Source organism: Pseudomonas sp. H3(2019), from assembly GCF_007713465.1.
GTDB lineage: Bacteria > Pseudomonadota > Gammaproteobacteria > Pseudomonadales > Pseudomonadaceae > Aquipseudomonas.
In genome coordinates this window covers 104,249-126,197 of record NZ_VMSG01000009.1, presented here as the reverse complement: position 1 = coordinate 126,197, position 21,949 = coordinate 104,249, and the positions used below count along the sequence as shown (strand labels likewise).

Annotated in this window: 22 protein-coding genes; 8 read left to right on the top strand and 14 right to left on the bottom strand. The window is 59.9% G+C overall.

From position 1 onward, the window contains the following. Positions 1 to 5 precede the first annotated feature (5 nt). The 5 genes from FPT12_RS11550 (at position 6) to FPT12_RS11530 (ending at position 4,320) form a co-directional block, all read left to right on the top strand. Positions 6 to 1,163: a D-alanyl-D-alanine carboxypeptidase family protein gene (locus FPT12_RS11550; RefSeq protein WP_145016368.1), complete on the top strand. Its 1,158-nt coding sequence runs from the start codon at positions 6 to 8 to the stop codon at positions 1,161 to 1,163. A gap of 83 nt (positions 1,164 to 1,246) precedes the next feature. After that, positions 1,247 to 1,522 (top strand): DUF493 domain-containing protein, encoded by a 276-nt coding sequence (locus FPT12_RS11545; protein ID WP_003215438.1) that lies wholly within the window; start codon positions 1,247 to 1,249, stop codon positions 1,520 to 1,522. Continuing rightward, positions 1,522 to 2,169, top strand: a complete 648-nt coding sequence (gene lipB, locus FPT12_RS11540) for a lipoyl(octanoyl) transferase LipB (RefSeq protein WP_054594204.1) — start codon at positions 1,522 to 1,524, stop codon at positions 2,167 to 2,169. Before FPT12_RS11545 ends, lipB begins: the two co-directional genes overlap by 1 nt. Positions 2,170 to 2,200: 31 nt before the next feature. After that, positions 2,201 to 3,199 carry a lipoyl synthase gene (gene lipA, locus FPT12_RS11535; protein ID WP_162491279.1) on the top strand — a complete coding sequence of 333 codons (999 nt, stop codon included), beginning with the start codon at positions 2,201 to 2,203 and terminating at the stop codon, positions 3,197 to 3,199. Positions 3,200 to 3,369: 170 nt separating this feature from the next. After that, positions 3,370 to 4,320 carry an LD-carboxypeptidase gene (locus tag FPT12_RS11530; protein ID WP_145016367.1) on the top strand — a complete coding sequence of 317 codons (951 nt, stop codon included), beginning with the start codon at positions 3,370 to 3,372 and terminating at the stop codon, positions 4,318 to 4,320. Positions 4,321 to 4,449: 129 nt separating this feature from the next. Here the strand turns inward: FPT12_RS11530 and FPT12_RS11525 are convergent, their stop codons facing one another. The 5 genes from FPT12_RS11525 to leuS all read right to left on the bottom strand — a co-directional run bounded on the left by FPT12_RS11525 (position 4,450) and on the right by leuS (position 10,563). Beyond that, complete coding sequence (locus tag FPT12_RS11525) at positions 4,450 to 5,772, bottom strand: lytic murein transglycosylase (protein WP_145016366.1); 1,323 nt, start codon at positions 5,770 to 5,772, stop codon at positions 4,450 to 4,452. Between the two features lie 72 nt (positions 5,773 to 5,844). Further along, positions 5,845 to 6,000, bottom strand: coding sequence for an alternative ribosome rescue factor ArfA (gene arfA / locus FPT12_RS11520; protein WP_019693801.1), 156 nt, complete (start codon positions 5,998 to 6,000; stop codon positions 5,845 to 5,847). A 183-nt stretch (positions 6,001 to 6,183) separates the two neighbouring features. Next, on the bottom strand, positions 6,184 to 7,221 hold the full coding sequence (gene holA / locus FPT12_RS11515) for a DNA polymerase III subunit delta (RefSeq protein ID WP_145016365.1): 1,038 nt from the start codon (positions 7,219 to 7,221) through the stop codon (positions 6,184 to 6,186). Positions 7,222 to 7,260: 39 nt separating this feature from the next. Beyond that, positions 7,261 to 7,866, bottom strand: a complete 606-nt coding sequence (gene lptE / locus FPT12_RS11510) for an LPS assembly lipoprotein LptE (RefSeq protein WP_145016364.1) — start codon at positions 7,864 to 7,866, stop codon at positions 7,261 to 7,263. Between the two features lie 90 nt (positions 7,867 to 7,956). After that, positions 7,957 to 10,563, bottom strand: a complete 2,607-nt coding sequence (leuS, locus tag FPT12_RS11505; RefSeq protein ID WP_145016363.1) for a leucine--tRNA ligase — start codon at positions 10,561 to 10,563, stop codon at positions 7,957 to 7,959. A gap of 259 nt (positions 10,564 to 10,822) precedes the next feature. On the opposite strand from leuS, the gene FPT12_RS11500 reads away from it, so the two are divergent. Continuing rightward, positions 10,823 to 11,149, top strand: a complete 327-nt coding sequence (locus FPT12_RS11500) for a hypothetical protein (protein ID WP_145016362.1) — start codon at positions 10,823 to 10,825, stop codon at positions 11,147 to 11,149. A gap of 136 nt (positions 11,150 to 11,285) precedes the next feature. After that, entirely contained in the window at positions 11,286 to 12,047 is a 762-nt protein-coding gene (locus tag FPT12_RS11495; protein ID WP_145016361.1) for a YdcF family protein, read from the top strand. A gap of 129 nt (positions 12,048 to 12,176) precedes the next feature. Here the strand turns inward: FPT12_RS11495 and lnt are convergent, their stop codons facing one another. The 5 genes from lnt to miaB all read right to left on the bottom strand — a co-directional run bounded on the left by lnt (position 12,177) and on the right by miaB (position 17,599). After that, positions 12,177 to 13,700, bottom strand: a complete 1,524-nt coding sequence (gene lnt, locus FPT12_RS11490; RefSeq protein WP_145016360.1) for an apolipoprotein N-acyltransferase — start codon at positions 13,698 to 13,700, stop codon at positions 12,177 to 12,179. Positions 13,701 to 13,708: 8 nt separating this feature from the next. Next, on the bottom strand, positions 13,709 to 14,548 hold the full coding sequence (locus FPT12_RS11485; protein ID WP_019691823.1) for an HlyC/CorC family transporter: 840 nt from the start codon (positions 14,546 to 14,548) through the stop codon (positions 13,709 to 13,711). Between the two features lie 5 nt (positions 14,549 to 14,553). Then, complete coding sequence (gene ybeY / locus FPT12_RS11480) at positions 14,554 to 15,054, bottom strand: rRNA maturation RNase YbeY (protein WP_145016359.1); 501 nt, start codon at positions 15,052 to 15,054, stop codon at positions 14,554 to 14,556. Then, positions 15,047 to 16,066, bottom strand: coding sequence for a PhoH family protein (locus tag FPT12_RS11475; protein WP_145016358.1), 1,020 nt, complete (start codon positions 16,064 to 16,066; stop codon positions 15,047 to 15,049). Before FPT12_RS11475 ends, ybeY begins: the two co-directional genes overlap by 8 nt. Positions 16,067 to 16,270: 204 nt before the next feature. Then, positions 16,271 to 17,599: a tRNA (N6-isopentenyl adenosine(37)-C2)-methylthiotransferase MiaB gene (miaB, locus tag FPT12_RS11470; protein WP_178098716.1), complete on the bottom strand. Its 1,329-nt coding sequence runs from the start codon at positions 17,597 to 17,599 to the stop codon at positions 16,271 to 16,273. Between the two features lie 135 nt (positions 17,600 to 17,734). On the opposite strand from miaB, the gene FPT12_RS11465 reads away from it, so the two are divergent. Beyond that, positions 17,735 to 18,064: a DUF1820 family protein gene (locus FPT12_RS11465; protein ID WP_008052403.1), complete on the top strand. Its 330-nt coding sequence runs from the start codon at positions 17,735 to 17,737 to the stop codon at positions 18,062 to 18,064. Positions 18,065 to 18,184: 120 nt separating this feature from the next. Here the strand turns inward: FPT12_RS11465 and FPT12_RS11460 are convergent, their stop codons facing one another. The 4 genes from FPT12_RS11460 to FPT12_RS11445 all read right to left on the bottom strand — a co-directional run bounded on the left by FPT12_RS11460 (position 18,185) and on the right by FPT12_RS11445 (position 21,711). Further along, entirely contained in the window at positions 18,185 to 18,739 is a 555-nt protein-coding gene (locus FPT12_RS11460) for a tetratricopeptide repeat protein (RefSeq protein WP_019691827.1), read from the bottom strand. A 223-nt stretch (positions 18,740 to 18,962) separates the two neighbouring features. Beyond that, positions 18,963 to 20,246, bottom strand: coding sequence for a glutamate-1-semialdehyde 2,1-aminomutase (gene hemL, locus FPT12_RS11455; RefSeq protein WP_145016356.1), 1,284 nt, complete (start codon positions 20,244 to 20,246; stop codon positions 18,963 to 18,965). A 25-nt stretch (positions 20,247 to 20,271) separates the two neighbouring features. Next, positions 20,272 to 20,895: a thiamine phosphate synthase gene (gene thiE, locus FPT12_RS11450; protein ID WP_145016355.1), complete on the bottom strand. Its 624-nt coding sequence runs from the start codon at positions 20,893 to 20,895 to the stop codon at positions 20,272 to 20,274. 18 nt (positions 20,896 to 20,913) lie between these two features. After that, positions 20,914 to 21,711, bottom strand: coding sequence for a hydroxymethylpyrimidine/phosphomethylpyrimidine kinase (locus tag FPT12_RS11445; RefSeq protein WP_145016354.1), 798 nt, complete (start codon positions 21,709 to 21,711; stop codon positions 20,914 to 20,916). Positions 21,712 to 21,949 lie beyond the last annotated feature (238 nt).

Sequence of the window (21,949 nt, the reverse complement as noted above, 5' to 3'; positions counted from 1 at the left end):
GACGGATGAACATCACCACCTTTGCCAAACGCCTGTGCCTGCTAGTCCCGCTGCTCCTCTCGCCCGCCGCTTTTGCGGTCGAGATGATGCCATCGCCACCGCAACTGGCCGCTAAAGCCTACGTGCTCATGGACGCCAGCAGCGGCAACGTGCTGGTCGAAAACAACGGTGACCAGCGTCTGCCACCTGCCAGCCTGACCAAGCTGATGACGGCCTACATTGCGACCCTGGAAATCCGTCGCGGCCAGATCGGCGAAAACGATCCGGTCACCGTCAGCGAAAACGCCTGGCGCACCGGCGGTTCGCGGATGTTCATCAAGGTTGGCTCGCAGGTCACGGTCAGCGACCTGCTGCACGGCATCATCATCCAGTCGGGCAACGACGCCAGCGTCGCGCTCTCCGAGCACATCGCCGGCAGCGAAGACGCATTCGCCGACCTGATGAACAAGACTGTTGCCGACCTGGGCATGAACAACAGTCACTTCATGAACCCGACCGGTCTGCCAAACCCTGAGCACTATTCCACGGCTCACGACATGGCCATTCTGGCGCGTGCAATCATCCACGAAGACCCGGCTCACTATGCGATCTACTCGCAGAAAGAGTTCTTCTGGAACGGCATCAAGCAACCCAACCGCAACCTGCTGCTGTGGCGTGACAAGACCGTTGACGGTCTGAAAACCGGTCACACCGAAGAAGCCGGCTACTGCATGGTGTCCTCGGCGGTACGTGATGGCATGCGCCTGATCGCCGTGGTATTCGGCACCAACAGCGAAAGCGCTCGTGCTGCTGAAACCCAGAAGCTGCTGACCTATGGTTTCCGCTTCTTCGAAACCCAGACCTTCTATCAGAAAGGCGCCGAGCTGGCTCAGGCTCCAGTCTGGAAGGGCACCACCAACCAGGTCAAAGCCGGCCTGGCTGAAGACCTGACCATGACCCTGCCAAAAGGCCAGCTGAAAAAGCTCGCTGCCAGCATGACCATGAACCCGCAACTGGTCGCGCCGATCGCCAAGGGCGACGTGATTGGTAAAGTCGAAGTGAAACTGGACGACAAGGTCGTGCACAGCGCTGATCTGATCGCGCTGGACGCGGTCGACCAAGGTGGTATCTTCCGCCGCATGTGGGATAGCATCCGTCTATTCTTCTACGGCTTGTTCAACTGATAGTGTGCACCTGCATGGCCACGCGCTGATCCGGCGCGGGGCCATGCCGTCGCCACGGCTTACGCTTACGAGGCCGTTACGCCATGACCGATACCGAAGTAAAGGCACCCAAGATCGAATTCCCCAACGTTGACTACCCGGTTAAGGTGATCAGCGATACCGGTGTGGGCAACAAAGACAAGATCATCGAAATCGTCAAGAAGCACGCGACGATCAATCATGACCGTGTGGACGAACGCCAAAGCACCAATGGCAAGTACACGACGATTCAGTTACACATCGTCGCGACCGACCAGGACCAGCTGTACAACATCAACAGTGAACTGCGGGCCACAGGCTTCGTGCACATGGTGCTGTGATGTCCGAACCGCTGGGCTTTCGCGAGCTCGGCCAGCTGGCTTACGAGCCGGTCTGGCATGCCATGCAACGGTTTACCAACGAGCGCGGCAGCGACCGCGCCGACGAGATCTGGCTGGTCGAGCACCCACCGGTTTTTACCCAGGGGCAGGCCGGCAAGGCTGAGCATCTGCTGCTTCCCGGCGATATTCCGGTGGTGCAGGTCGACCGTGGCGGTCAAGTGACATACCACGGCCCGGGTCAGTTGGTGGCTTATCTGCTGCTGGATGTGCGCAAGCTGGGTTTCGGTGTGCGCGACCTGGTCAGCCGGATGGAGCAGTGCCTGATCGAGCTGCTGGCCAGCTACGGCGTCACCGCTGTGGCCAAGGCCGATGCGCCGGGCGTCTACGTCAACGGTGCAAAAATTGCTTCTCTGGGTCTGCGGATCCGCCACGGTTGCTCCTTTCATGGCCTGGCCTTGAACGTGGATATGGACCTGGAGCCGTTTCGCCGGATTAACCCCTGTGGATACGCCGGGCTGGCCATGACCCAGCTGCGCGATCACACCGGACCGATTGAATTTGCCGAGGTAAGTGCCCGGCTGCGTGCGCAGCTCGTCAAACACCTCGACTATGCTGAGCAGACGACCCTAACGGGCGGAATCGACTGATATGACTACTGCGCAAGACGCTGTGCAAACCATGATCCCGACGCTGGATGTTACCGAGCGCCCGGCCCCGCGTGCCAAAGTGGAAGCTGGCGTAAAGCTGCGCGGCGCCGAAAAGGTTGCGCGTATCCCGGTGAAGATCATTCCGACCACCGAATTGCCGAAAAAGCCTGACTGGATTCGCGTGCGCATCCCGGTTTCCCCGGAAGTCGACCGTATCAAGGCCCTGCTGCGTAAACACAAGCTGCACAGCGTCTGCGAAGAAGCTTCCTGCCCGAACCTCGGCGAATGCTTCTCCGGTGGCACCGCAACCTTCATGATCATGGGCGACATCTGTACCCGTCGCTGCCCGTTCTGCGACGTTGGCCACGGTCGTCCGAAGCCACTGGACGTCAACGAACCGGAAAGTCTGGCCATCGCCATCGCTGACCTGAAACTGAAGTACGTGGTGATCACCTCGGTAGACCGCGATGACCTGCGTGACGGCGGTGCCCAGCACTTCGCCGACTGCATCCGCGAAATCCGCAAACTGTCGCCGAACGTGCAGCTCGAGACCCTGGTCCCGGACTACCGTGGCCGGATGGACGTTGCACTGGCTATCACCGCCGCCGAGCCGCCTGATGTGTTCAACCACAACCTGGAAACCGTACCGCGCCTGTACAAGGCTGCGCGTCCTGGTTCGGACTATCAGTGGTCGCTGACCCTGCTGCAGAAGTTCAAGCAGATGATGCCGCACATTCCGACCAAGTCCGGCCTGATGCTGGGTCTGGGCGAAACCGACGAAGAAGTCATCGAAGTCATGAAGCGCATGCGCGAACACGACATCGACATGCTGACCCTGGGCCAGTACCTGCAACCGTCCCGCAGCCACTTGCCGGTGCAGCGTTTCGTGCACCCGGACACCTTCGCCTGGTTCGCCGAGGAAGGTTACAAGATGGGCTTCAAGAACGTCGCTTCCGGCCCGCTGGTACGTTCCTCGTACCACGCCGACGAGCAGGCGAAACTGGTCAAGGCCGAGTTGATGTCGTCCTGATCCACGATGCCCGCAAGGCGTATGCCTTGCGGGCATTTTTGTTCAAGGGTTGACTCGGTACCACGTCACACTCGGTTTTTTCCTGCACCCTGTGGGACGACTGAACCTCTTCTGTTTGTCCCCGTTCCTGACTACTGTGTGCTGAAGCATTCACACAGGGAGAATCACGGATGACCACTCGCTCGACCCTCATTATTTCTGAGCATGCTCCAGTCCCGGCGTTACCCGCTGAAGGGCTGATCGGCGTCATTGCGCCGGCGGGTCCCGCAGCTCTGGATACCGAAAGGGCCCTTCAATGGATGCGTGCACGCGGGTATTCGCTGCGAATTTTTCCGGGCGTTCTGGAAAGTGACGGCTACCTGGCCGGCAGTGACGACATTCGACTGAAGGATCTGCATGAGGCGTTTGCCGACACCGCCATTGATGCGATTCTCTGCCTGCGCGGCGGCTATGGCAGCCCGCGTCTGCTGGACCGGATCGACTTCGAGTTGCTGCGGCGCAATGCCAAGCCGTTTGTCGGCTATAGCGACATTACGGCTCTGCATCTGGCCATCAGCCGTTATGCGGGGTTTGTGACCTTTCACGGGCCGATGCTCAACGCCGACCTGTTGGGGAACAAGCAACAACCTACCGAGTCTTCGCTGTTCAGCCTGCTCAGAGGCCAGATGAGCGCCGGGAGCCTGTTGGCGCACCCGGTGGCCTACCCGTTGAGCACGATTGAGCCAGGCATCGCTCGTGGGCGTTTGCTGGGCGGTAATCTGTCGATGATTGCCGCGACCCTGGGCACGCCTTTCGAAATCGATGCCGACGGGATCATTCTGTTCATCGAGGACGTCAACGAGCCGTTGTATCGCATCGACCGGTTGCTGACTCATCTGCGCCTGGCCGGCAAGCTGAATAAGCTGCGCGGGGTGTTGGTCGGGGATGTGGCAGGCGTGGACAGCGATGCCTTGGCGCAGTTGCTCAAGCAAACCTTCGAGCCATTGCGCATTCCGGTGCTTGCCGGTTGGCGCAGCGGCCATTGCGACCCGAACCTGACGCTGCCCATGGGCGCGTTGGTGAGGCTGGATGCGGGGAGCAAGGAGTTGTGGCTGGAGCAGGATGTGGTGATCAGGCGTTAGATTGTGGTCGCCAGATAGTCAGTCTTCGCGAGCAGGCTCGCTCCCACATTCAACCGTATTTCCATGAAGAAACTCGGTCACCTGTGGGAGCGAGCCTGCTCGCGAAGGCGGCATCCGCCATACGGCTGATTAGCGGTTACGCAAACCTTCCAGCAACTTGTGCGTCGGGTAACCATCTGCCGGCCAGCCGAACGACTGCTGGGCGCTGCGAATGGCCTTGCGGGTGTTGGCGCCGATGATGCCGTCGGCGTTCCCTGCATCGTAGTTGCTGGCGCTCAGCAAATTCTGCAGTTCGATGCGCTCGGAGCGACTCAGGGGCAGGTCATCCTTCGGCCATTCGCCGTTGATCAGGCCCGCTCCGTTAAAGCGTTCAGACAACAGGTTCACCGCCAATGCGTAGGACGACGAGTTGTTGTACTTGAGGACCGCGCGGAAGTTGTCGAGGATCAGGAACGCCGGGCCACGATAACCGGCGGGCAGCAGCAGGGCGGCTGACAGCTGTTCGGAACCGGGCGGAACGACACCGCCATTGGGCAGCTTGATGCCCATTTGCATCCACTCGGAGATGCTTTTGCGAATCGCACCGTCAGCCAGCGAATAGTCGAAACCACTCGCCAGTTGCACTTCGAAGCCCCAAGGCTGGCCTTTCTGCCAGCCGGAGCTTTGCAGGTAATGGGCGGTGGATGCCAATGCATCGGTCGGGCTGCCCCAGATATCGCGGTGACCGGTGCCGTCAAAGTCGATCGCATGGGTGAGGTAGGTGGTCGGGATGAACTGGGTCTGGCCCATGGCGCCGGCCCAGGAGCCGAGCATCTTCTCGGGCGTGATATCACCCTGTTGCAGAATCTGTAGAGCGGCCAGCAATTGGGCGTGAGCAAAGTCTGGGCGCCGGCCTTCGTAGGCCAGGGTCGCCAGCGAACGGATCACCGATTTGTCGCCCTGGAAACTGCCGAAGTTGCTTTCCATGCCCCAGACCGCCACGAGTGCCTGGCGATCAACACCATAACGCTGCTCGATGGAGGTCAAGGTCTCGGCGTACTGGCTGAGCAATGCCTGGCCTTTGCGCACGCGCGCGGCGGAGAGCGCGCCATCGAGGTATTCCCACACCGGGCGGGTGAACTCCGGTTGGCTGCGGTCGGCGCGGATCACGCTCATGTCCGGCGTGACACCGGCAAAGGCGCGGTCGAACACATCCGGGCGAATACCGGCGGCGAGGGCATCCTTGCGAAAACCGGCTTCCCACTCCTCGAAGGTCTGGGTCGGCTGGATGTCGAGATTGTCGCCAGTCGGCACTACCGGAGGAATGATGGCCGGGGCGGTCGCAACGGGGGCGGTTTGAAGCGGTTGCGCGTCGGCAGCGGTGGGTTTTTCCGCGCAGGCGACAAGCAAAACAAGGCTGGAGGCAGCAATCAGTTGGCGCAGGTGCCAACGACGGGAAAGACAAAGGGGCATGCACAGGTCCAGATAAAACGAATCAGGTGCAGACCTTATCATGCCGAGGGGGAGCGAGGTGATGTTGAAACTTCATGCCGCCAGAAAGTAAGAAGCCTCCCAGCTTTTAGACTGGAAGGCTTCGCGGCGGTAGCTGCCTTTGCCCTTGCCGGGTTGTTCCTGACGGCTGCGGAACAATGGCTGGGCGACAATGGATTTGGCCTTGTTGGGCCGCTTGTGTTTGCTCATGGGCGGTTCTCTCGTTGAGTGGTTTTAGCGGGGCAAATCATCGGCCGAAGTTGGGGTTCTGTCTAGTCCCTGTGATGCGTAGGACCTTTCAGCCGTCATCGCGAGCAGGCTCGCTCCCACAAAGTTGACGCTATTCCTGTGGGAGCGAGCCTGCTCGCGATGGCCGTGATGCGGTCGAAAGACTTACTCGGCAGGCAACGCCAGGCGCTGGCCGGCCATCAACAGCGACAAGCGGCTCAGGCTCATCCACGGCGAGCCTGCCGCCTGGCCTTTGATTTGTGCGTCGATCCGCTGGGCATCGAGCAGCAGTTGCGCCCAGCGCTGCGCCGAATGGCGTTGCAGGGCTTTGCTCATCAGGGGTTTACGTTTGTCCCAGACAGGCGGTCGGGCCTGGCTGAAGGCCTTGTCCAGCGGCACACCCTGGCTGTATTGCAGCGACAGGTTGGCCAGTAGTCGAAGCTCTCGGGCCAGCGCCCAAAGAATTACCGGTGGTTCGACGCCTTCGCCGCGTAAACCTTCAAGCATGCGTAAGGCATGCGCCGCTTCACCGTTAAGAATGGCATCGGTCAGCCCGAAAACATCGAAGCGCGCGCTGTCGGCAACCGCGGCTTGCACCGTTTCGACCGTGATCTGGCCACCTTCGGCCATCAGCTTGAGCTTTTCGATTTCCTGAGCGGCCGCCAGCAGGTTGCCTTCCACTCGCGCGGCGATCAGTTCGACGGCGTCCTGGCTGGCGGCAAGCCCAGCCTGGGACAGGCGTTGACGAATCCACTGCGGCAACTGGTTGGTGTCCACCGGCCAGATCTGCACGAACTGGGTCTGCGGGCCTTCGACCAGCACCTTGCCCCACTTGGTTTTCTGCGCGCTACCGTCGAGCTTTGGCAGGCTGATCAGCAGCAAAGTGTCTTCGGCCGGACGCGAGCAGTACTCCATCAGTGCTGCTGCACCTTTGTCGCCCGGTTTGCCGGACGGCAAGCGCAACTCCAGCAGACGCTTTTCGGCGAACAACGACATGCTGGCGCCGGCTTGCAGTAGCGTACCCCAGTCGAAACTGGCGTCTGCGCTGAATACCTGGCGCTCGTCAAAACCTTGCTGGCGGGCAGCAGAACGGATGGCGTCGGCGGCTTCCTGACACAGCAGTGGGTCATCGCCACTGATGATGTAGACGGGCGCAAGGGCGCCTTGCAGGTGTTTGCCGAGCTGGGCGGGGGCTAGTTTCATAAGACAGGGCGAACGGGGCGCCGGAGCGCCCCGTACGACTTACTCGGTCGGCACTTGCATAGGTGACTGACGCGGAGTGTTCGCTTCAGCTTTACGGGCTGCTTCCAGCGCGTCGGCTTCCGCTTTGGCACGGTCATCGGCAGACTGTTGCAACTGATCAAGCTGAGCCGGGGTAAGCTGTTGCAGGCGCAGCATCATGCGTTGCACCAGGTCGCGACGCATTTCCTTGCGCACTTCGTTGGCTTCCTGATCGGAGCCAGTGATGTTGCTGCCGTCGTGCATGAAGACCTTCTGCACTTGCAGTTTGTCGTCGAGCAGGGACAGCTTGTTGTGGCCCACGATTTGATAGTTCAGCACGTTGGTCAGCTCATACTCGGCCGAATGGCCACCGCCGGAGTAGCTGAGGCTACGCTGGCTTTCCTGTTCGTTGGTCAATACCAGCTTGTAAGGTGCGCCGGCATAGACTTTGACGCCGCTGCTTTCAAGCACCTGACGCATCAGCGTCACGGTTTCGCCATACGAGTTGCGCGCGCTCAGGTCGAGTTCCTTGATCGCCAGTTCGGTGGTGCCGGTACCGCGCAGCTGGAAGCCGCAGGCGCTCAGCAAAACAGCGAGCCCCATCACTAGCAGATTGCGTTTGATCATCTTGTTGCTCCCCTTGAAACCATGTGGGCCGAGCGTGCGACCCGAAAGGTTCTGTTCGGCGCCAGGTATACGACCTTGCGCCTGATCCAATTAGCTAGCGACGATATTGACCAGTTTTCCGGGCACTACGATCACTTTACGAATAGTCAGGCCGTCGACAAAGCGCAGCACGTTTTCATTGGCCCGTGCGGCGGCTTCGACTTCTTCGCGGCTGGCACTGGCGGGCATTTCGATCTGGCCGCGCAGCTTGCCGTTGACCTGAATCACCAGTTGCAGGCTGTCTTGAACCAGCGCGCTGTCGTCCAGAACCGGCCAGCCGGCATCGATCACCGGATCGGCGTGACCCAGTCGATGCCACAGTTCATGGCTGATGTGCGGGGTGATCGGGGCCAGGAGCAGGGTCACGGTTTCCAGGCCTTCGTGAATCAGCGCGCGGTCCTGTTCGGTGCCTTGCGCGGCTTTTTCCAGCACGTTCATCAGCGTCATCACCTGGGCGATGGCGGTGTTGAATTTGTGGTTCTGGCCCACGTCGTGGCTGGCCTGTTTGATCGCCTGGTGGATCGAACGGCGAATGGCTTTCTGCTCGTCGTTCAAGGTGGCGACGTCCAGTTTGCCCGGAAGGCCCTGGGTGACGTGCGCTTGAGCGAGACGCCAGACGCGCTTGAGGAAGCGGTGCGAACCTTCTACGCCGGAGTCGGACCATTCCGCGCTCATGTCGGGTGGCGAGGCGAACATCATGAACAGGCGGCAAGTGTCTGCGCCGAACTGATCGATCATCGACTGTGGATCGACGCCGTTGTTCTTCGACTTGGCCATCTTCTCGGTCCCGCCGATTTCCACCGGCAAGCCGTCTGCGATCAACTTGGCGCTAATGACCTTGGCCTTGCTGTCGCGCTCGAGTACCACGTCCGCAGGGTTGAACCAGGTGTAAGCACCATTGGCTTCGCGACGATAATAAGTCTCGGCGATCACCATGCCCTGGGTCAGCAGGTTCTTGAACGGTTCGTTGGAGCTCACCAGACCTTCGTCACGCATCAGCTTGTGGAAGAAGCGCGCGTAGAGCAGGTGCAGGATCGCGTGTTCGATACCGCCGATGTATTGATCCACTGGCAGCCAGTGGTCGGCCGCGGATTTTTCTACCAGGCCACCTTGATAGTGCGGCGAGGCGTAGCGGGCGTAGTACCAGGACGACTCGACGAAAGTGTCCATGGTGTCGGTTTCACGCTTGGCAGGTGCGCCACATTTCGGGCACGTGCATTCGTAGAACTCGGGCATGCGCGCCAATGGCGAACCGGCGCCATCGGGTACGACGTCTTCCGGCAGCACGACAGGCAGTTGGTCTTCCGGCACCGGCACGTCACCGCAGGTATCGCAGTGGATGATCGGGATCGGGCAGCCCCAGTAACGCTGGCGGCTGATGCCCCAGTCGCGCAGGCGGAATTGGGTGCGCGAGGCACCGAGGCTTTTCTTGATCAGCGCCACTTCGATGGCATCGAACGCGCCCGCGAAGTCCAGGCCGTCGAACTCGCCGGAGTTGATCAGCGTGCCGTGTTCGCCGTAGGCGTCTTGCCATGGTGTCGGGTTGCTATCGCCGGAACTGGTGCGCACTACTGATTTAACCGGCAGGTTGTACTTGTGGGCGAATTCGAAATCGCGCTCGTCGTGGGCCGGAACCGCCATGACCGCACCATCGCCGTAGTGCATCAGCACGTAGTTGGCGACCCACACCGGCAGTTTTTCGCCGGTCAGCGGGTGCTCGACGAACAACGAGGTCGGCAGGCCTTTTTTCTCCTGGGTGGCAACGTCGGCTTCAGCCACGCTGCCGCCTTTGCATTCTGCGATGAACGCTTGCAGCTCAGGGTTGTTCTGCGCCGCCAGGGTCGCCAGGTGGTGCTCGGCAGCCACGGCAACGTAGGTCGCGCCCATCAGGGTATCCGGACGGGTGGTGAAGACTTTCAGTGCGCCCGTTTCGCCGATCGAGTCGACGTTGTACGGGAACTGCACTTCCATGCCGCGGGATTTGCCAATCCAGTTGCGCTGCATGGTTTTGACTTGCTCAGGCCAGCCCGGCAGGTCGTCGAGACTCTCCAGCAGTTCATCCGCGTAAGCGGTGATCTTGAAGTAGTACATCGGGATTTCGCGTTTTTCGATCAGCGCGCCGGAGCGCCAGCCGCGACCGTCGATCACCTGTTCGTTGGCCAGAACGGTCTGGTCGACCGGGTCCCAGTTCACGGTGCCGTTTTTACGGTAGATCACGCCTTTTTCGAACAGGCGAGTGAACAGCCATTGTTCCCAACGGTAGTAATCCGGCTTGCAGGTGGTGACTTCGCGCGACCAGTCGACCGCCAGGCCCAGGCTGCGCAGCTGGGATTTCATGTAGGCGATGTTTTCGTAGGTCCACTTGGCGGGCGCTACGTTGTTCTTCATTGCGGCGTTTTCCGCCGGCATGCCGAAAGCGTCCCAACCCATGGGTTGCAGGACGTTTTTGCCTTGCATGCGCTGATAGCGGGAGATCACGTCGCCAATGGTGTAGTTGCGCACGTGCCCCATGTGTAGCTTGCCGCTGGGGTAAGGGAACATCGACAGGCAGTAGAAAGTCTCCTTGCCTGGCTGTTCACTGACTTCAAAGGACTTTTGCTCGTCCCAGAACGACTGGGCAGCATTTTCGATTTCGCGGGGCTGATAGTGTTCGTGCATGGCTACTTTTGAACTGAATAGGGGTGGCCTAATCCTCTTCAATGCAACGCTGGACGCTGATGACGCCAAAAGTGGCGTTTTCGATGCCCAGCCGAGCTGGAAGTGGAGTTACAGGAAGCGCCGTAGCATACATGACCGCGCTCTACCGAGGGAAACCCTGATTACACGTGTAGGGCCGTTGGTCGCGGCACCTGAACGGTTTGCTAAGCGAAGCTAAGCTCTAGATGGGGAGTGAGTCTTATCTTCAATGAGGTGAGGGATGGTTGAGTCACAACGAAAAGTAACTAAGCCGCAGTTGTACGAAAAGTTGATAGAGCGCCTGGGGCTGGCCCTGGATGCCGCAAGGACAGCTGGCCGGTTACGCGATGAGCGTCCGGTGGAACTGGAACTTCGCGGGCTGAGCAGCGCAGAGTTCGAACTGATCATGGCTTATCTGGACCGTAGTGAGCATGAGGCGCAAGGATGCTTGTTATCAGAAGCAGCAGTGAAGCCTAAGGACGTTCCCCGTTCGGCGAAAATTATCTGGTTGCAAGACAAGCTCTCTCGCAGAGACGCGGTAAAGGTCCGGTCCCTGCTGGTCAAGTAAGTGATCAGGCAAATGTTTGTTGCCCCAAGCGGGCGCATGAAGTCGCCCATGATGGCTTTTTGATGAAAAGGCCTTCCATCTTAGTTGTCGCATTACTTCAATCCACTTAGGCTTCGGGCATCTCTGGAGGTGCCCGATGCCCTTTCGTTATTTCGTTAAACAACTGCTTCTGCCACCCGGTATTTTTTTGCTGTTGCTTGCGCTTGCCTGGTGGTTGCGCCGCTCAAGACCACGCCTTGCGGGGCTGTGTTTTGCCTTGGGGGCCGGTGGGTTCTGGTTGATGAGCTTGCCGGTCGTTGTCCAGTGGAGCGCCAAGGCCCTTGAGCGTGAAGCCCCGCTGGCCCGCAGCGAATGGGCGACGCTGGCCGAGCGCGCGGATGTGATTGTGGTGTTGGGAGCAGGGCGCGAACGCGGTGATCTTGCGTGGGGTGCCGATCAGCCGACCGGTGTGGCGCTGGAGCGTGAGCGTTACGCAGCGCGACTGGCCAAGGCGTCGGGTTTGCCGGTGTTGACCAGCGGTGGTTTGCATTACGGCACGCCGCCCACTGAAGCGAAGTTGATGGCTGATTCGTTACAGGATGATTTTGGTGTCACGGTTCGTTGGCAGGAAGGGCGTAGCCGCACCACCTGGGAAAACGCTCAATTCACTGCCGAGTTGCTGGAGCCTTTGGGGTTGAAGCGGGTCGTGGTAGTGACGCAAGCCTGGCATATGCCGCGCAGCGTCTGGAGTTTCGAGCAGGCGGGATTTACCGTGGTGCCGGCACCAGTGGGCTTTTTAGGCACCGATAATGCCGAACCGCTGGGCGGCTGGATGCCGACGTTCAAGTCGATCTGGCGATCGGGTCAGTTGTTGAATGAGGCCGTGGGGCAGATCGGGTATTCGATTTTTTATCGCTGAGAGTCAAAAGATTGATCGTTCCCATGCTCCTGCGTGGGAACGCTTCCCCGGACGCTCTGCGTCCGCTCTTGTGACGCGGAGCGTCACTGGCTGCATTCCCACGCAGAGCGTGGGAACGATCATGTGAGGTTAAACCGTCTTGGCGATCCGGCTGGCCAACAGTGCCCAGCCAAACAGCAGTGCGCAAAGGATGAGCAGTGGCCACGAGCGCCATTGCAGGTAAGGCGTCAGGTTGTGCATCGGCACCACGTCGCCGTAGAGAATGCCGCGTTCGAATTGCGGGATCTGCACGGTGATCTTGCCGAAGGGGTCGATCAACCCGGTGACACCGTTGTTGGTTGCGCGAATCATCCAGCGGCCAGCCTCAAGCGCCCGCATCTGCGCCATCTGCAGGTGTTGCAGCGGGCCGATGGAGGTGCCGAACCAGGTGTCGTTACTGATGGTCAGGAGCAAATCGCTGCGCGCCGAAAGGCTGGCGGCAAATTCCGGGTAGACCACTTCGTAACAGATGAACGGTGCGATCTGATAACCCTTGGCTTGCAACAACGGTTGATCAGCCGGGCCGCGGGCAAAATCCGACATCGGCAGATCGAAGAACGCAATCAAGCCGCGCAGCAGCTCTTGCAGCGGTACGTATTCGCCAAACGGCACCAGTTTCTGCTTGAGGTAAGTGCCATCGCCTTGGCCAACCACCGTGATGCCATTGTAGAAGCGTTTCTCGTGATGCACTTCCTGGCGGATCGGCACGCCGGTAATCAGCGCCGAGTTACGTTCAGCGGCGAAGCTGCCCATCATGTTCAGGTAGCCCTCGGCAGACTCCTTGAGCACCGGGACTGCGGTTTCCGGCCAGATCAGCAGGTCGACACGTTTGGAGGTGAAGCTCATGTCGCGGTACAGCGCCAGTTGCGCGTTGAGCTGCGCCGGGTCCCACTTCATGCTTTGTTCGATGTTGCCCTGAATCGCCGCGACGCTCAGCGGATTGCCCGAAGGGCTGGTCCAGGCGTGGCCCTTGAGTAACAGGCCGATGACCCAAGGCGCGGCCAGCAACAGCAGGCCGGCGATGATAAAGCCTTTGTGTCCGGCCTTGATCAGGCGTGGCAGGTTGTACACCAGCGCGGCGGTCAGGGCCAGGCTGAAGGAAATCAGCCACATGCCACCCAATGGCGCCAATCCGGAAAGCGGGCCGTCGAGTTGGCTGTAACCGGAATAGAGCCATGGAAAACCGGTGAGGAACCAGCCACGAAACGCTTCCTGACCCACCCACAGCGCCGCGAATGCCAAGGCGTCGGCCAATGGCGCTTCGTTACGGCGCAACCAGCGCGCCCAGAGCCAGGCGGGCAGGGCGAAGAACCAGGCAATCGCGGCGGTGAACGCCAGCATCAGCAATCCGGCGAGCAGCATCGAAGCGCCACCAAAGTTGTGGATGCTGTAGTAGATCCAGCTGGTGCCCGCGCCAAACAGGCCGAAACCGAAACACCAGCCGCGACCCAGTGCCTGACGAGGTGTCAGTTCACGAAGGCCGGCATAGAAAAAACCGACCGCCAGCAACGCCAGCGGCCAGATATCGAACGGCGCCAAGGCCAGGGTGGTGAGTGCACCGGCCGCCACGGCCAGCAGGTTACCGGGCCAGCCGGGGCGGGTGATCCAACGCATGTCAGTCCTTAGCGGGCTATAGGGGTCAAGCGCAGCAAGTGAATGCGACGGCTGTCGGCGTTCAGGATGCGGAAGCGATAGGCGCCGATTTCAGTGATTTCGTTGCGTTTTGGCAAGTGCCCGAACGCGCTCATCACCAGGCCGCCAACGGTGTCGAATTCGTCGTCGGAGAATTCGCTGTCGAAGAACTCGTTGAAGTTCTCGATCGGCGTCAGGGCCTTGATCAGGAAGTCGCCGCTTGGCAGTGGCTTGATGTAGCTGTCTTCTTCAACGTCGTGCTCGTCTTCGATGTCGCCGACGATTTGCTCGAGCACGTCTTCGATGGTCACCAGGCCCGCCACGCCGCCGTATTCGTCGATGACGATGGCCATGTGGTTATGGTTGGCGCGGAACTCGCGCAGCAACACGTTCAGACGCTTGGACTCGGGCACGAAAGTGGCCGGACGCAGCAAATCCTTGATGTTGAAGCTGTCGCCGTTCTCCTTGAGGATCAGCGGCAGCAAGTCCTTGGCCAGCAACACGCCCATGACGTCGTCGTGGCTCTCGCCGATTACCGGATAACGCGAGTGCGCGGACTCAACCACGGCCGGGAGGAATTCACGGGGTGTCTGGGTCGCCTTGATGCTGACCATCTGCGAGCGCGGGACCATGATGTCGCGTACTTGCAGGTCAGCGACCTGGATGGCGCCCTCGACGATGGCCAGCGCTTCGCTGTCCAGCAACTTGTTCTGGTGGGCATCACGCAGAAGCTCCAGCAGCTCCTGACGGTTTTTCGGCTCGTGGGCAAAAGCCTGGGTGAGTTTACCCAGCCAGGACTTTTGCCCGTTGCTCGATCGATCTTCGCTCATAGCGATTACTCTGAATCCTTTGTTGTCACGATAGGGGATGTTTCGGTTTCGTCGTCCGCATACGGGTCAGGATGACCCAGTTCTGCAAGCAACGTTCGTTCCAGTGCTTCCATTTCTTCGGCTTCTTCATCATCTATATGGTCGTAACCAAGCAGATGCAAGCAGCCGTGAATGACCAGATGTGCCCAGTGGGCCTTCAACTCCTTGCCTTGTTCGGCCGCTTCGCGCTCAACCACTGCGACACAGATCACCAGATCACCCAGCAACGGGATATCCAGCAACTCGTCGGGCACATCGGCAGGGAACGACAACACATTGGTTGCGTAATCCTTTTGACGCCAGGTGTAGTTCAGCTCGCGGCCTTCTTCCTCGTCGACCAGGCGAATGGTCAGTTCGGAGTCGGCGCTGCGCTGACGCAGGGCCAGTTCGCACCATTGGCGGAACTCGGCTTCGCTTGGAGCAGGCGCTTCGGTCGCCAGTTGCAGATCAAGCTCAAGCTCAAGCATCGTGGCGATTGTCCTTTTCGGTGGAAAGTGTTGCAGGTTCGTCAATCAGGCGATTTTCGAAACGCTCATAGGCTTCGACAATGCGCTGCACCAGCGGGTGGCGAACGACATCTTTGGGTTTGAAGTGGGTAAAACTGATGCCCGGTACTTCCTTGAGCACGTCGATCACATGAATCAGCCCGGACTTGGTGCCTTTTGGCAGGTCGATCTGGGTGATGTCACCGGTGATGACCGCGGTCGAGCCAAAACCGATCCGTGTCAGGAACATCTTCATCTGTTCGACGGTGGTGTTCTGGCTTTCGTCGAGGATGATGAAGCTGTTGTTCAGCGTACGGCCACGCATGTAAGCCAGTGGCGCGACTTCGATAACCTGACGTTCGATCAGCTTGGCGACGTATTCAAAGCCGAGCATTTCGTACAGCGCGTCATACAGCGGGCGTAGGTACGGGTCGATTTTTTGAGACAGGTCGCCGGGCAGGAAGCCGAGTTTCTCGCCTGCCTCGACTGCTGGACGTACCAGCAGGATGCGGCGGATCTGCTCGCGCTCCAGCGCATCGACTGCGCAGGCAACGGCCAGATAGGTCTTGCCGGTACCGGCCGGGCCGATGCCGAAGTTGATATCGTTGCCCAGGATTTCCTTCACGTAGCGCTGCTGATTCAAGCCGCGAGGGCGAATCATGCCTTTTTTGGTGCGCAAGGCGACGGAGGGTTCGGCGGGCGAATGGTTGTCCATTTCTTCCACGGCCGATTCCTGCAGGAACAGGTGAACCATGTCTGGCGACAGCTCGCTACCCTTGGTTTCACGGTAGAGGCGGCGCAGAAGGTTTTCCGCGGAGGTGGTGTGCTTGAGTTCGCCGATCAATTCGAACTGATTGCCGCGATTGCGGATCACGATCGCCAGGCGCTGTTCGATCAAGCGCAAATGCTCGTCGAATTGCCCGCACAGATTGGCGAAGCGATGAGCCTCAAAGGGCTCGAGGATGAAACGATGTGGTTCTATGGGTGCGTTCAAGGTTGTTTTTAGCCGCCCTGGGGCAATGGAGATAAATCAAGGATAACGCCAGAGGCCTGGGTGCGAAAGCTCTTAAATAACCCTACATCAAGCACCAACCCTGTGGGAGCGAGCCTGCTCGCGATGACGGTCTGACATTCAACATCTATGTTGTCTGACCTGGCGTCATCGCGAGCAGGCTCGCTCCCACAGTGGAGTGTGGTGTTATCTAATCAGCGAACCACGCAGCGAGTGCGGCTGTGCGGCGTCGATGTGCACGTCTGCGAACTGGCCGATCAAGGTCGGATTGTCGCAGCGAAAGTTTACGATTCGATTATTCTCGGTCCGGCCTTGCAGTTCGCCCGGGTCTTTTTTCGAGTAATCGGTCACCAGGATCCGCTGGGTCGAACCGACCATTTGTCGGCTGATCTCGAAGCCTTGCTGGTTGAGGCGATGCTGCAGGGCGTTCAGGCGCTCTTTTTTCAGCTCTTCCGGGGTTTCGTCGGCCAGGTCGGCAGCCGGGGTGCCCGGGCGCTGGCTGTAGACGAACGAGTAGGAGAAGTCGAAGCCGACGTCTTCGATCAGCTTCATGGTCTGTTCGAAGTCTTTTTCGGTCTCGCCGGGGAAGCCGACGATAAAGTCCGAGCTGATGCAAATACCCGGCACGGCGGCGCGCAGCTTGCGCAATTTCGATTTGTATTCGAGTGCCGTGTGGTTGCGCTTCATCGCCGCAAGAATCCGGTCCGAACCCGATTGCACCGGCAAATGCAGGTGTTTGACCAGTTCTGGCACTTCGGCGTGGGCCTGGATCAGGCTGTCGGAGAACTCCAGCGGGTGCGACGTGGTGTAGCGGATGCGGTCGATGCCATCGACGGCCGCCACCACGCGGATCAGCTCGGCCAGATCGGCCAGGCGTCCATCGTGGGTCAGGCCACGGTAGCCGTTGACGTTCTGCCCGAGCAGGGTGACTTCACGCACGCCGTTCTCGGCCAGGTGAATGATCTCGGCAATCACGTCATCGAACGGCCGGCTGACTTCTTCACCGCGGGTATAGGGCACTACGCAGAACGTGCAGTACTTGCTGCAACCTTCCATCACTGAAACGTAGGCGCTTGGGCCATCGATACGCGGTTCCGGCAGGTGGTCGAATTTTTCGATTTCCGGGAACGAGACGTCGACTTGCGGCAGCTTGGTCAGGCGTGCGGCGTCGATCATTTCCGGCAGGCGATGCAGGGTCTGCGGGCCGAAGACCACGTCGACATAGGGCGCACGGTCGCGGATTGCCGCGCCTTCCTGGCTGGCCACGCAACCGCCGACGGCGATGACCATTTCCGGGTTGGCGAGCTTCAGTTCGCGCCAGCGGCCCAGCTGGGAATACACCCGGTCCTGGGCGCGTTCGCGAATCGAGCAGGTGTTGAGCAGGATGACATCTGCGTCTTCGGCGCGCGCCGTCACTTCCAGGGCCTGATGTTCGCCCAGCAGATCGACCATGCGCGAGCTATCGTACTCGTTCATCTGGCAACCGTGGGTTTCGATATAAAGCTTCTTGGCCATGGACGGGTTCATCACGTGATTCAAAGAACCGCGCATTATAGGGAACAAGTCCCCAGGTTCCTACCGTCGTGCGTCCAGCGGCTATGCTATAGTTCGCGCCCTCATTTTTATCCCTCGATGTGTTACTCGCCCACCATGACCAAACGTGAAGCTCCAATCTACAAGGTGATTTTCCTCAACCAGGGCCAGGTGTTCGAAATGTACGCCAAGCAGATCTATCAAAGTGATCTGTGGGGCTTTCTGGAAGTGGAAGAGTTCGTCTTTGGCGAGCGCACGCAAGTGGTCGTCGATCCGAGCGAAGAGAAGCTCAAGGCTCAGTTCGAGGGCGTGGTGCGCAGTTTTGTGCCGATGCATTCGATTGTGCGCATCGACGAAGTCGAGCGTATGGGCACCCCGAAAATCAGCGAAGCCCGTGGCGCGGTCGGCAATGTCATGCCGTTTCCGATGCCGATGCCTGAGAAGTAGTTGATTGAGTGATCGTTCCCACGCTCTGCGTGGGAATGCCGCTGCCGACGCTCTGCGTCGGGTGACGCAGAGCGTCGCTGGATGAATTCCCACGCAGAGCGTGGGAACTAGCTGACTACCTTAAGGAAGAGGTGAGAAAGGCGTACGCCCGTCGGCGCTTTGCAGTTCCATCAGGTATTTACGGAAAATTTGCCCCAGCACCTGGGTAGCAACTTCCAGCTCATCGCGTTGCATGTGCTCGGCGACTTCGTCGGCGGTGTCCAGCGCATCTTCCGCGCCGTTGACCGCGGCCATTTTCAGCACGATATACGCCTGAACGTTATTGGCCGGCACGCCTTCGCCATGGAAGAACATGATGCCGAGTTTGAATTGCGCTTGAGCGTGGCCTTGCAGCGAAGCTTTTTCGAAGTAACTCAGGGCTTGATTGAGGTCGCGCGGTACGCGTTTGCCTTCGTAGTAGAACTCGCCCAACTCGTATTGCGCTTCTGCATCCCCGGCGTCCGACGCTTTCTGGCAGGCGGCGAGCGCCTCCTTCAGGTCTTCAGGCTGGGTATTGAGGGTGCAACGACCCATCGCTGGGATCAACAACGAGTTGCCGCCTGCTTGTGCGTGCGCGAGCAGGGGCTGAAGGAGCAACAGGCAGCCCAGTGCAAGGGCGCGGCCGGTGCGGTTCATGGGAATCGACTTACCTCTGAAGGGCGCGCGGACCCGTCGAGGGATCCAATAAGCGCGCATTATGAAATAAGCAGGACCCACCTTACAAAGTCTTTACTCGTTTTTCTGCCGCGCGGGGATTATATCTGCTGCTTTTTGGGGAATTATCGGTGTTGCGTAAGAAATAAGGTCGGCATGTGGGATAAAGCTGACGCCGACAATCGTCGACGTCAGCGTCTATCGCTTACTTCAACGCAGCGAATGCACGTTCAGCGGCGTCCAGCGTCAGTTTCAGCTCGGCTTCGCCGTGAGCGATCGAGGTGAAACCGGCTTCGAAGGCGCTTGGTGCCAGGTACACGCCACCTTCGAGCATCAGGTGGAAGAAGCGTTTGAACAGGTTGGCATCGCTGGCCATCACGTCATCGAAGGTCACGATGTCGTCGGCGCCGCTGAAATACAGGCCGAACATGCCGCCAGCCTGGGTGGTCACGAACGGAATGCCAGCAGCATCGGCACGTTGTTGCAGGCCATCGAGCAGGCGACTGGTGTACTCGCTGAGTTCAGCGTGGAAGCCCGGGCGGCTGATCAGGCGCAGGGTGGTCAGGCCGGCGGCCATCGCCAGTGGGTTACCCGACAGGGTGCCTGCCTGGTAAACCGGGCCCAGTGGTGCGATGTGCGACATGATTTCGCGTTTGCCGCCGAAGCAGCCGACCGGCATGCCGCCCCCGATGATCTTGCCGAAGGTGCTCAGGTCCGGGGTTACGCCGTAATACGCCTGAGCCCCACCCAGTGCCACGCGGAAACCGGTCATCACTTCGTCGAAAATCAGCACCACGCCGTGTTTGTCACACAGGGTACGCAGGCCTTCGAGGAAACCCGGCGCTGGCGGCACGCAGTTCATGTTGCCCGCTACGGGTTCGACGATGATGCACGCCACTTCCTGGCCGACTTCGGCAAGCATTTTTGCAACGGCATCGATGTCGTTGAATGGCAGCGTCAGGGTGTGTTTGGCGAAGGCGGCAGGAACCCCGGCAGAGCTTGGCACGCCTTGGGTCAGCAGGCCGGAGCCGGCCTTCACCAACAGGCTGTCGGAGTGACCGTGGTAGCAGCCTTCGAACTTGATGATGCTGTCGCGGCCGGTGAAACCACGGGCCAGGCGAATGGCGCTCATGGTCGCTTCGGTGCCGGAGCTGACCATGCGCACCATTTCCATTGACGGCACGATCGAGCAGACCAGGTCGGCCATCTCGGTTTCCATCTCGGTCGGGGCGCCGTAGGACAGACCGTGCTCAAGCTGCTTGCGCACTGCGTCGAGCACGTCCGGGTGGCTGTGGCCGAGAATCATTGGGCCCCAGGAGCCGACGTAATCGACATAACGCTTGTCGTCTTCGTCCGTCACGTAGGCGCCTTCGGCGTGTTTGAAGAACAACGGCGTGCCGCCGACGCTCTTGAAGGCACGCACAGGCGAGTTCACGCCGCCGGGAATGTGTTTCTGAGCATTGGCAAACAGGGTTTCGGAACGAGACATGATTGGGCTCTCAAAAATCGGTAATTTAAGCTTTGAACAAGTCGTTGAAGGCGCGAGCACGGCGCGTCACTTCTTGAGTGTCTTCGGCACCAAACAGCCCGTGAACCACGGCCAGCAGATCAACCCCGTGGGCCACCAGCGGGGCTGCGTTGTCGAGGGTGATGCCGCCGATCGCGCAGATCGGCAGGTGCAGTTTGCTGCGGGCCTGGTCGAGCAGTTCGAGACTGCACGTCGGTGCGCCGGGCTTGGTGTTGGAGTTGAAGAAGCGGCCGAAGGCGACGTAACTGGCGCCTTCCTTTGCCGCTTGTTCGGCGAGTTCGAGTTGTGCGTGGCAGGTCGAACCGATAATCGCCTGGCGACCCAGCAGCGAGCGGGCCGGGGTCAGCGGGCCATCGGTCTGCCCCAGATGTACGCCGACGCCCAGGCGCGCGGCCAGTTCGGCGTCGTCATTGATGATCAGTTGGGTCTTGTAGCGTCCGCACAGGTCATGCAAGGCCTCGGCCTCACGCAGTCGGCGGGCCTCGTCGGTGCTTTTGTCGCGGTACTGCAGCAAGGTGACGCCGCCGTCCAGCGCAGCCTCCACGTAAGGCAGGAACTTGCCGGCCAGCAGTTGGCTGTCGGTAATGGCGTACAGACCACGTAATTTCATCGGGCAGGCCTCATGGCGTTACGAGCAAAAGTCCAGCGGCAGACGGCGTGGCACGAACTGGCCTTTGCCCAGCTGTTCGGCGTCTCGCAGGGTGCGCCACGTGTAGTTGAGCGCCGACTGTACCGCGCTGGCGAGGTGTTCGCCCTGGGCCAGACGTCCGGCCAAAGCGCTGGCCAGGGTGCAGCCCGAACCATGATAGCTGCCGGGCAGGCGCTGGCAGGTGTAGGTGTGGCGGCTGCCGTCGCGGCTGTACAGGCGATTATGTACTTCGTGTTCGTCGCCATGACCGCCGGTGATCAGCAGGTGTTTGACGTAAGGCAGGAGTTTTTCTGCGCATTCATCCGCCGTGCCTTCGGGCAGTTCGGCAAGGATGCGTGCTTCCGGGAGGTTAGGGGTGGCGATGATCGCCAGTGGCAGCAGGCGCTCGCGCATGGCGTAGCCGACCTCGTCCTTGCCCAGTCGTCCGCCACCGCCGGCGCGCAGCACCGGGTCACAGACCACCGGCAAATGCGGATACGCCTGAAGCAGTTCGACCACGGTGTCGACCATTTCCAGTGAGCCGAGCATACCCAGCTTGACCGCCGCGACCGTCGAGTCGTTGAGCACGGCGTTGGCTTGTGCCAGCACCCACTCACGGTCGAGAACGCGGAAGTCGCTGACGTTGACCGTGTCTTGCACAGTCAGCGCGGTAACTGCCGGGGCAGCATGACAACCCTGAGCGAGCAGGGCTTCGATATCTGCCTGCAAGCCGGCGCCACCACTTGGGTCGTGGCCGGAGAGACAGAGGACAACGGGGCGAGAGCTGTAGATATTCATGGTGCGCGAGCTTACCACCAAACCTCTTTTTTCGGTGTGCCGACCGATGACCCATGGCTCGCTCCGCGTAGCAGCCTTCGGCAGCTGCTACAGGGGGGGGCTTGTCACAATCTGACCGACTCAATCAATCTGGTTCTGTAAATCGCTCTGAAAGGCCCGTTCTAGAGCCTTTAGACTAAATTATTCAATAGTGTTCAATGGCCATCAACGGCTATGCTAGAGTGGATCCAAATCAATA

Coding starts and splice junctions, on each gene's coding strand:
- FPT12_RS11525 (WP_145016366.1), bottom strand. CDS start 5,772: ATGCCCCTTTGTCTTTCCCGTCGTTGGCACCTGCGCCAACTGATTGCT.
- FPT12_RS11550 (WP_145016368.1), top strand. CDS start 6: ATGAACATCACCACCTTTGCCAAACGCCTGTGCCTGCTAGTCCCGCTG.
- FPT12_RS11545 (WP_003215438.1), top strand. CDS start 1,247: ATGACCGATACCGAAGTAAAGGCACCCAAGATCGAATTCCCCAACGTT.
- hemL (WP_145016356.1), bottom strand. CDS start 20,246: ATGTCTCGTTCCGAAACCCTGTTTGCCAATGCTCAGAAACACATTCCC.
- lptE (WP_145016364.1), bottom strand. CDS start 7,866: ATGATCAAACGCAATCTGCTAGTGATGGGGCTCGCTGTTTTGCTGAGC.
- FPT12_RS11495 (WP_145016361.1), top strand. CDS start 11,286: ATGCCCTTTCGTTATTTCGTTAAACAACTGCTTCTGCCACCCGGTATT.
- FPT12_RS11500 (WP_145016362.1), top strand. CDS start 10,823: ATGGTTGAGTCACAACGAAAAGTAACTAAGCCGCAGTTGTACGAAAAG.
- arfA (WP_019693801.1), bottom strand. CDS start 6,000: ATGAGCAAACACAAGCGGCCCAACAAGGCCAAATCCATTGTCGCCCAG.
- FPT12_RS11485 (WP_019691823.1), bottom strand. CDS start 14,548: ATGAGCGAAGATCGATCGAGCAACGGGCAAAAGTCCTGGCTGGGTAAA.
- miaB (WP_178098716.1), bottom strand. CDS start 17,599: ATGGCCAAGAAGCTTTATATCGAAACCCACGGTTGCCAGATGAACGAG.
- lipA (WP_162491279.1), top strand. CDS start 2,201: ATGATCCCGACGCTGGATGTTACCGAGCGCCCGGCCCCGCGTGCCAAA.
- lipB (WP_054594204.1), top strand. CDS start 1,522: ATGTCCGAACCGCTGGGCTTTCGCGAGCTCGGCCAGCTGGCTTACGAG.
- FPT12_RS11445 (WP_145016354.1), bottom strand. CDS start 21,711: ATGAATATCTACAGCTCTCGCCCCGTTGTCCTCTGTCTCTCCGGCCAC.
- holA (WP_145016365.1), bottom strand. CDS start 7,221: ATGAAACTAGCCCCCGCCCAGCTCGGCAAACACCTGCAAGGCGCCCTT.
- thiE (WP_145016355.1), bottom strand. CDS start 20,895: ATGAAATTACGTGGTCTGTACGCCATTACCGACAGCCAACTGCTGGCC.
- FPT12_RS11460 (WP_019691827.1), bottom strand. CDS start 18,739: ATGAACCGCACCGGCCGCGCCCTTGCACTGGGCTGCCTGTTGCTCCTT.
- leuS (WP_145016363.1), bottom strand. CDS start 10,563: ATGCACGAACACTATCAGCCCCGCGAAATCGAAAATGCTGCCCAGTCG.
- FPT12_RS11530 (WP_145016367.1), top strand. CDS start 3,370: ATGACCACTCGCTCGACCCTCATTATTTCTGAGCATGCTCCAGTCCCG.
- ybeY (WP_145016359.1), bottom strand. CDS start 15,054: ATGCTTGAGCTTGAGCTTGATCTGCAACTGGCGACCGAAGCGCCTGCT.
- lnt (WP_145016360.1), bottom strand. CDS start 13,700: ATGCGTTGGATCACCCGCCCCGGCTGGCCCGGTAACCTGCTGGCCGTG.
- FPT12_RS11465 (WP_008052403.1), top strand. CDS start 17,735: ATGACCAAACGTGAAGCTCCAATCTACAAGGTGATTTTCCTCAACCAG.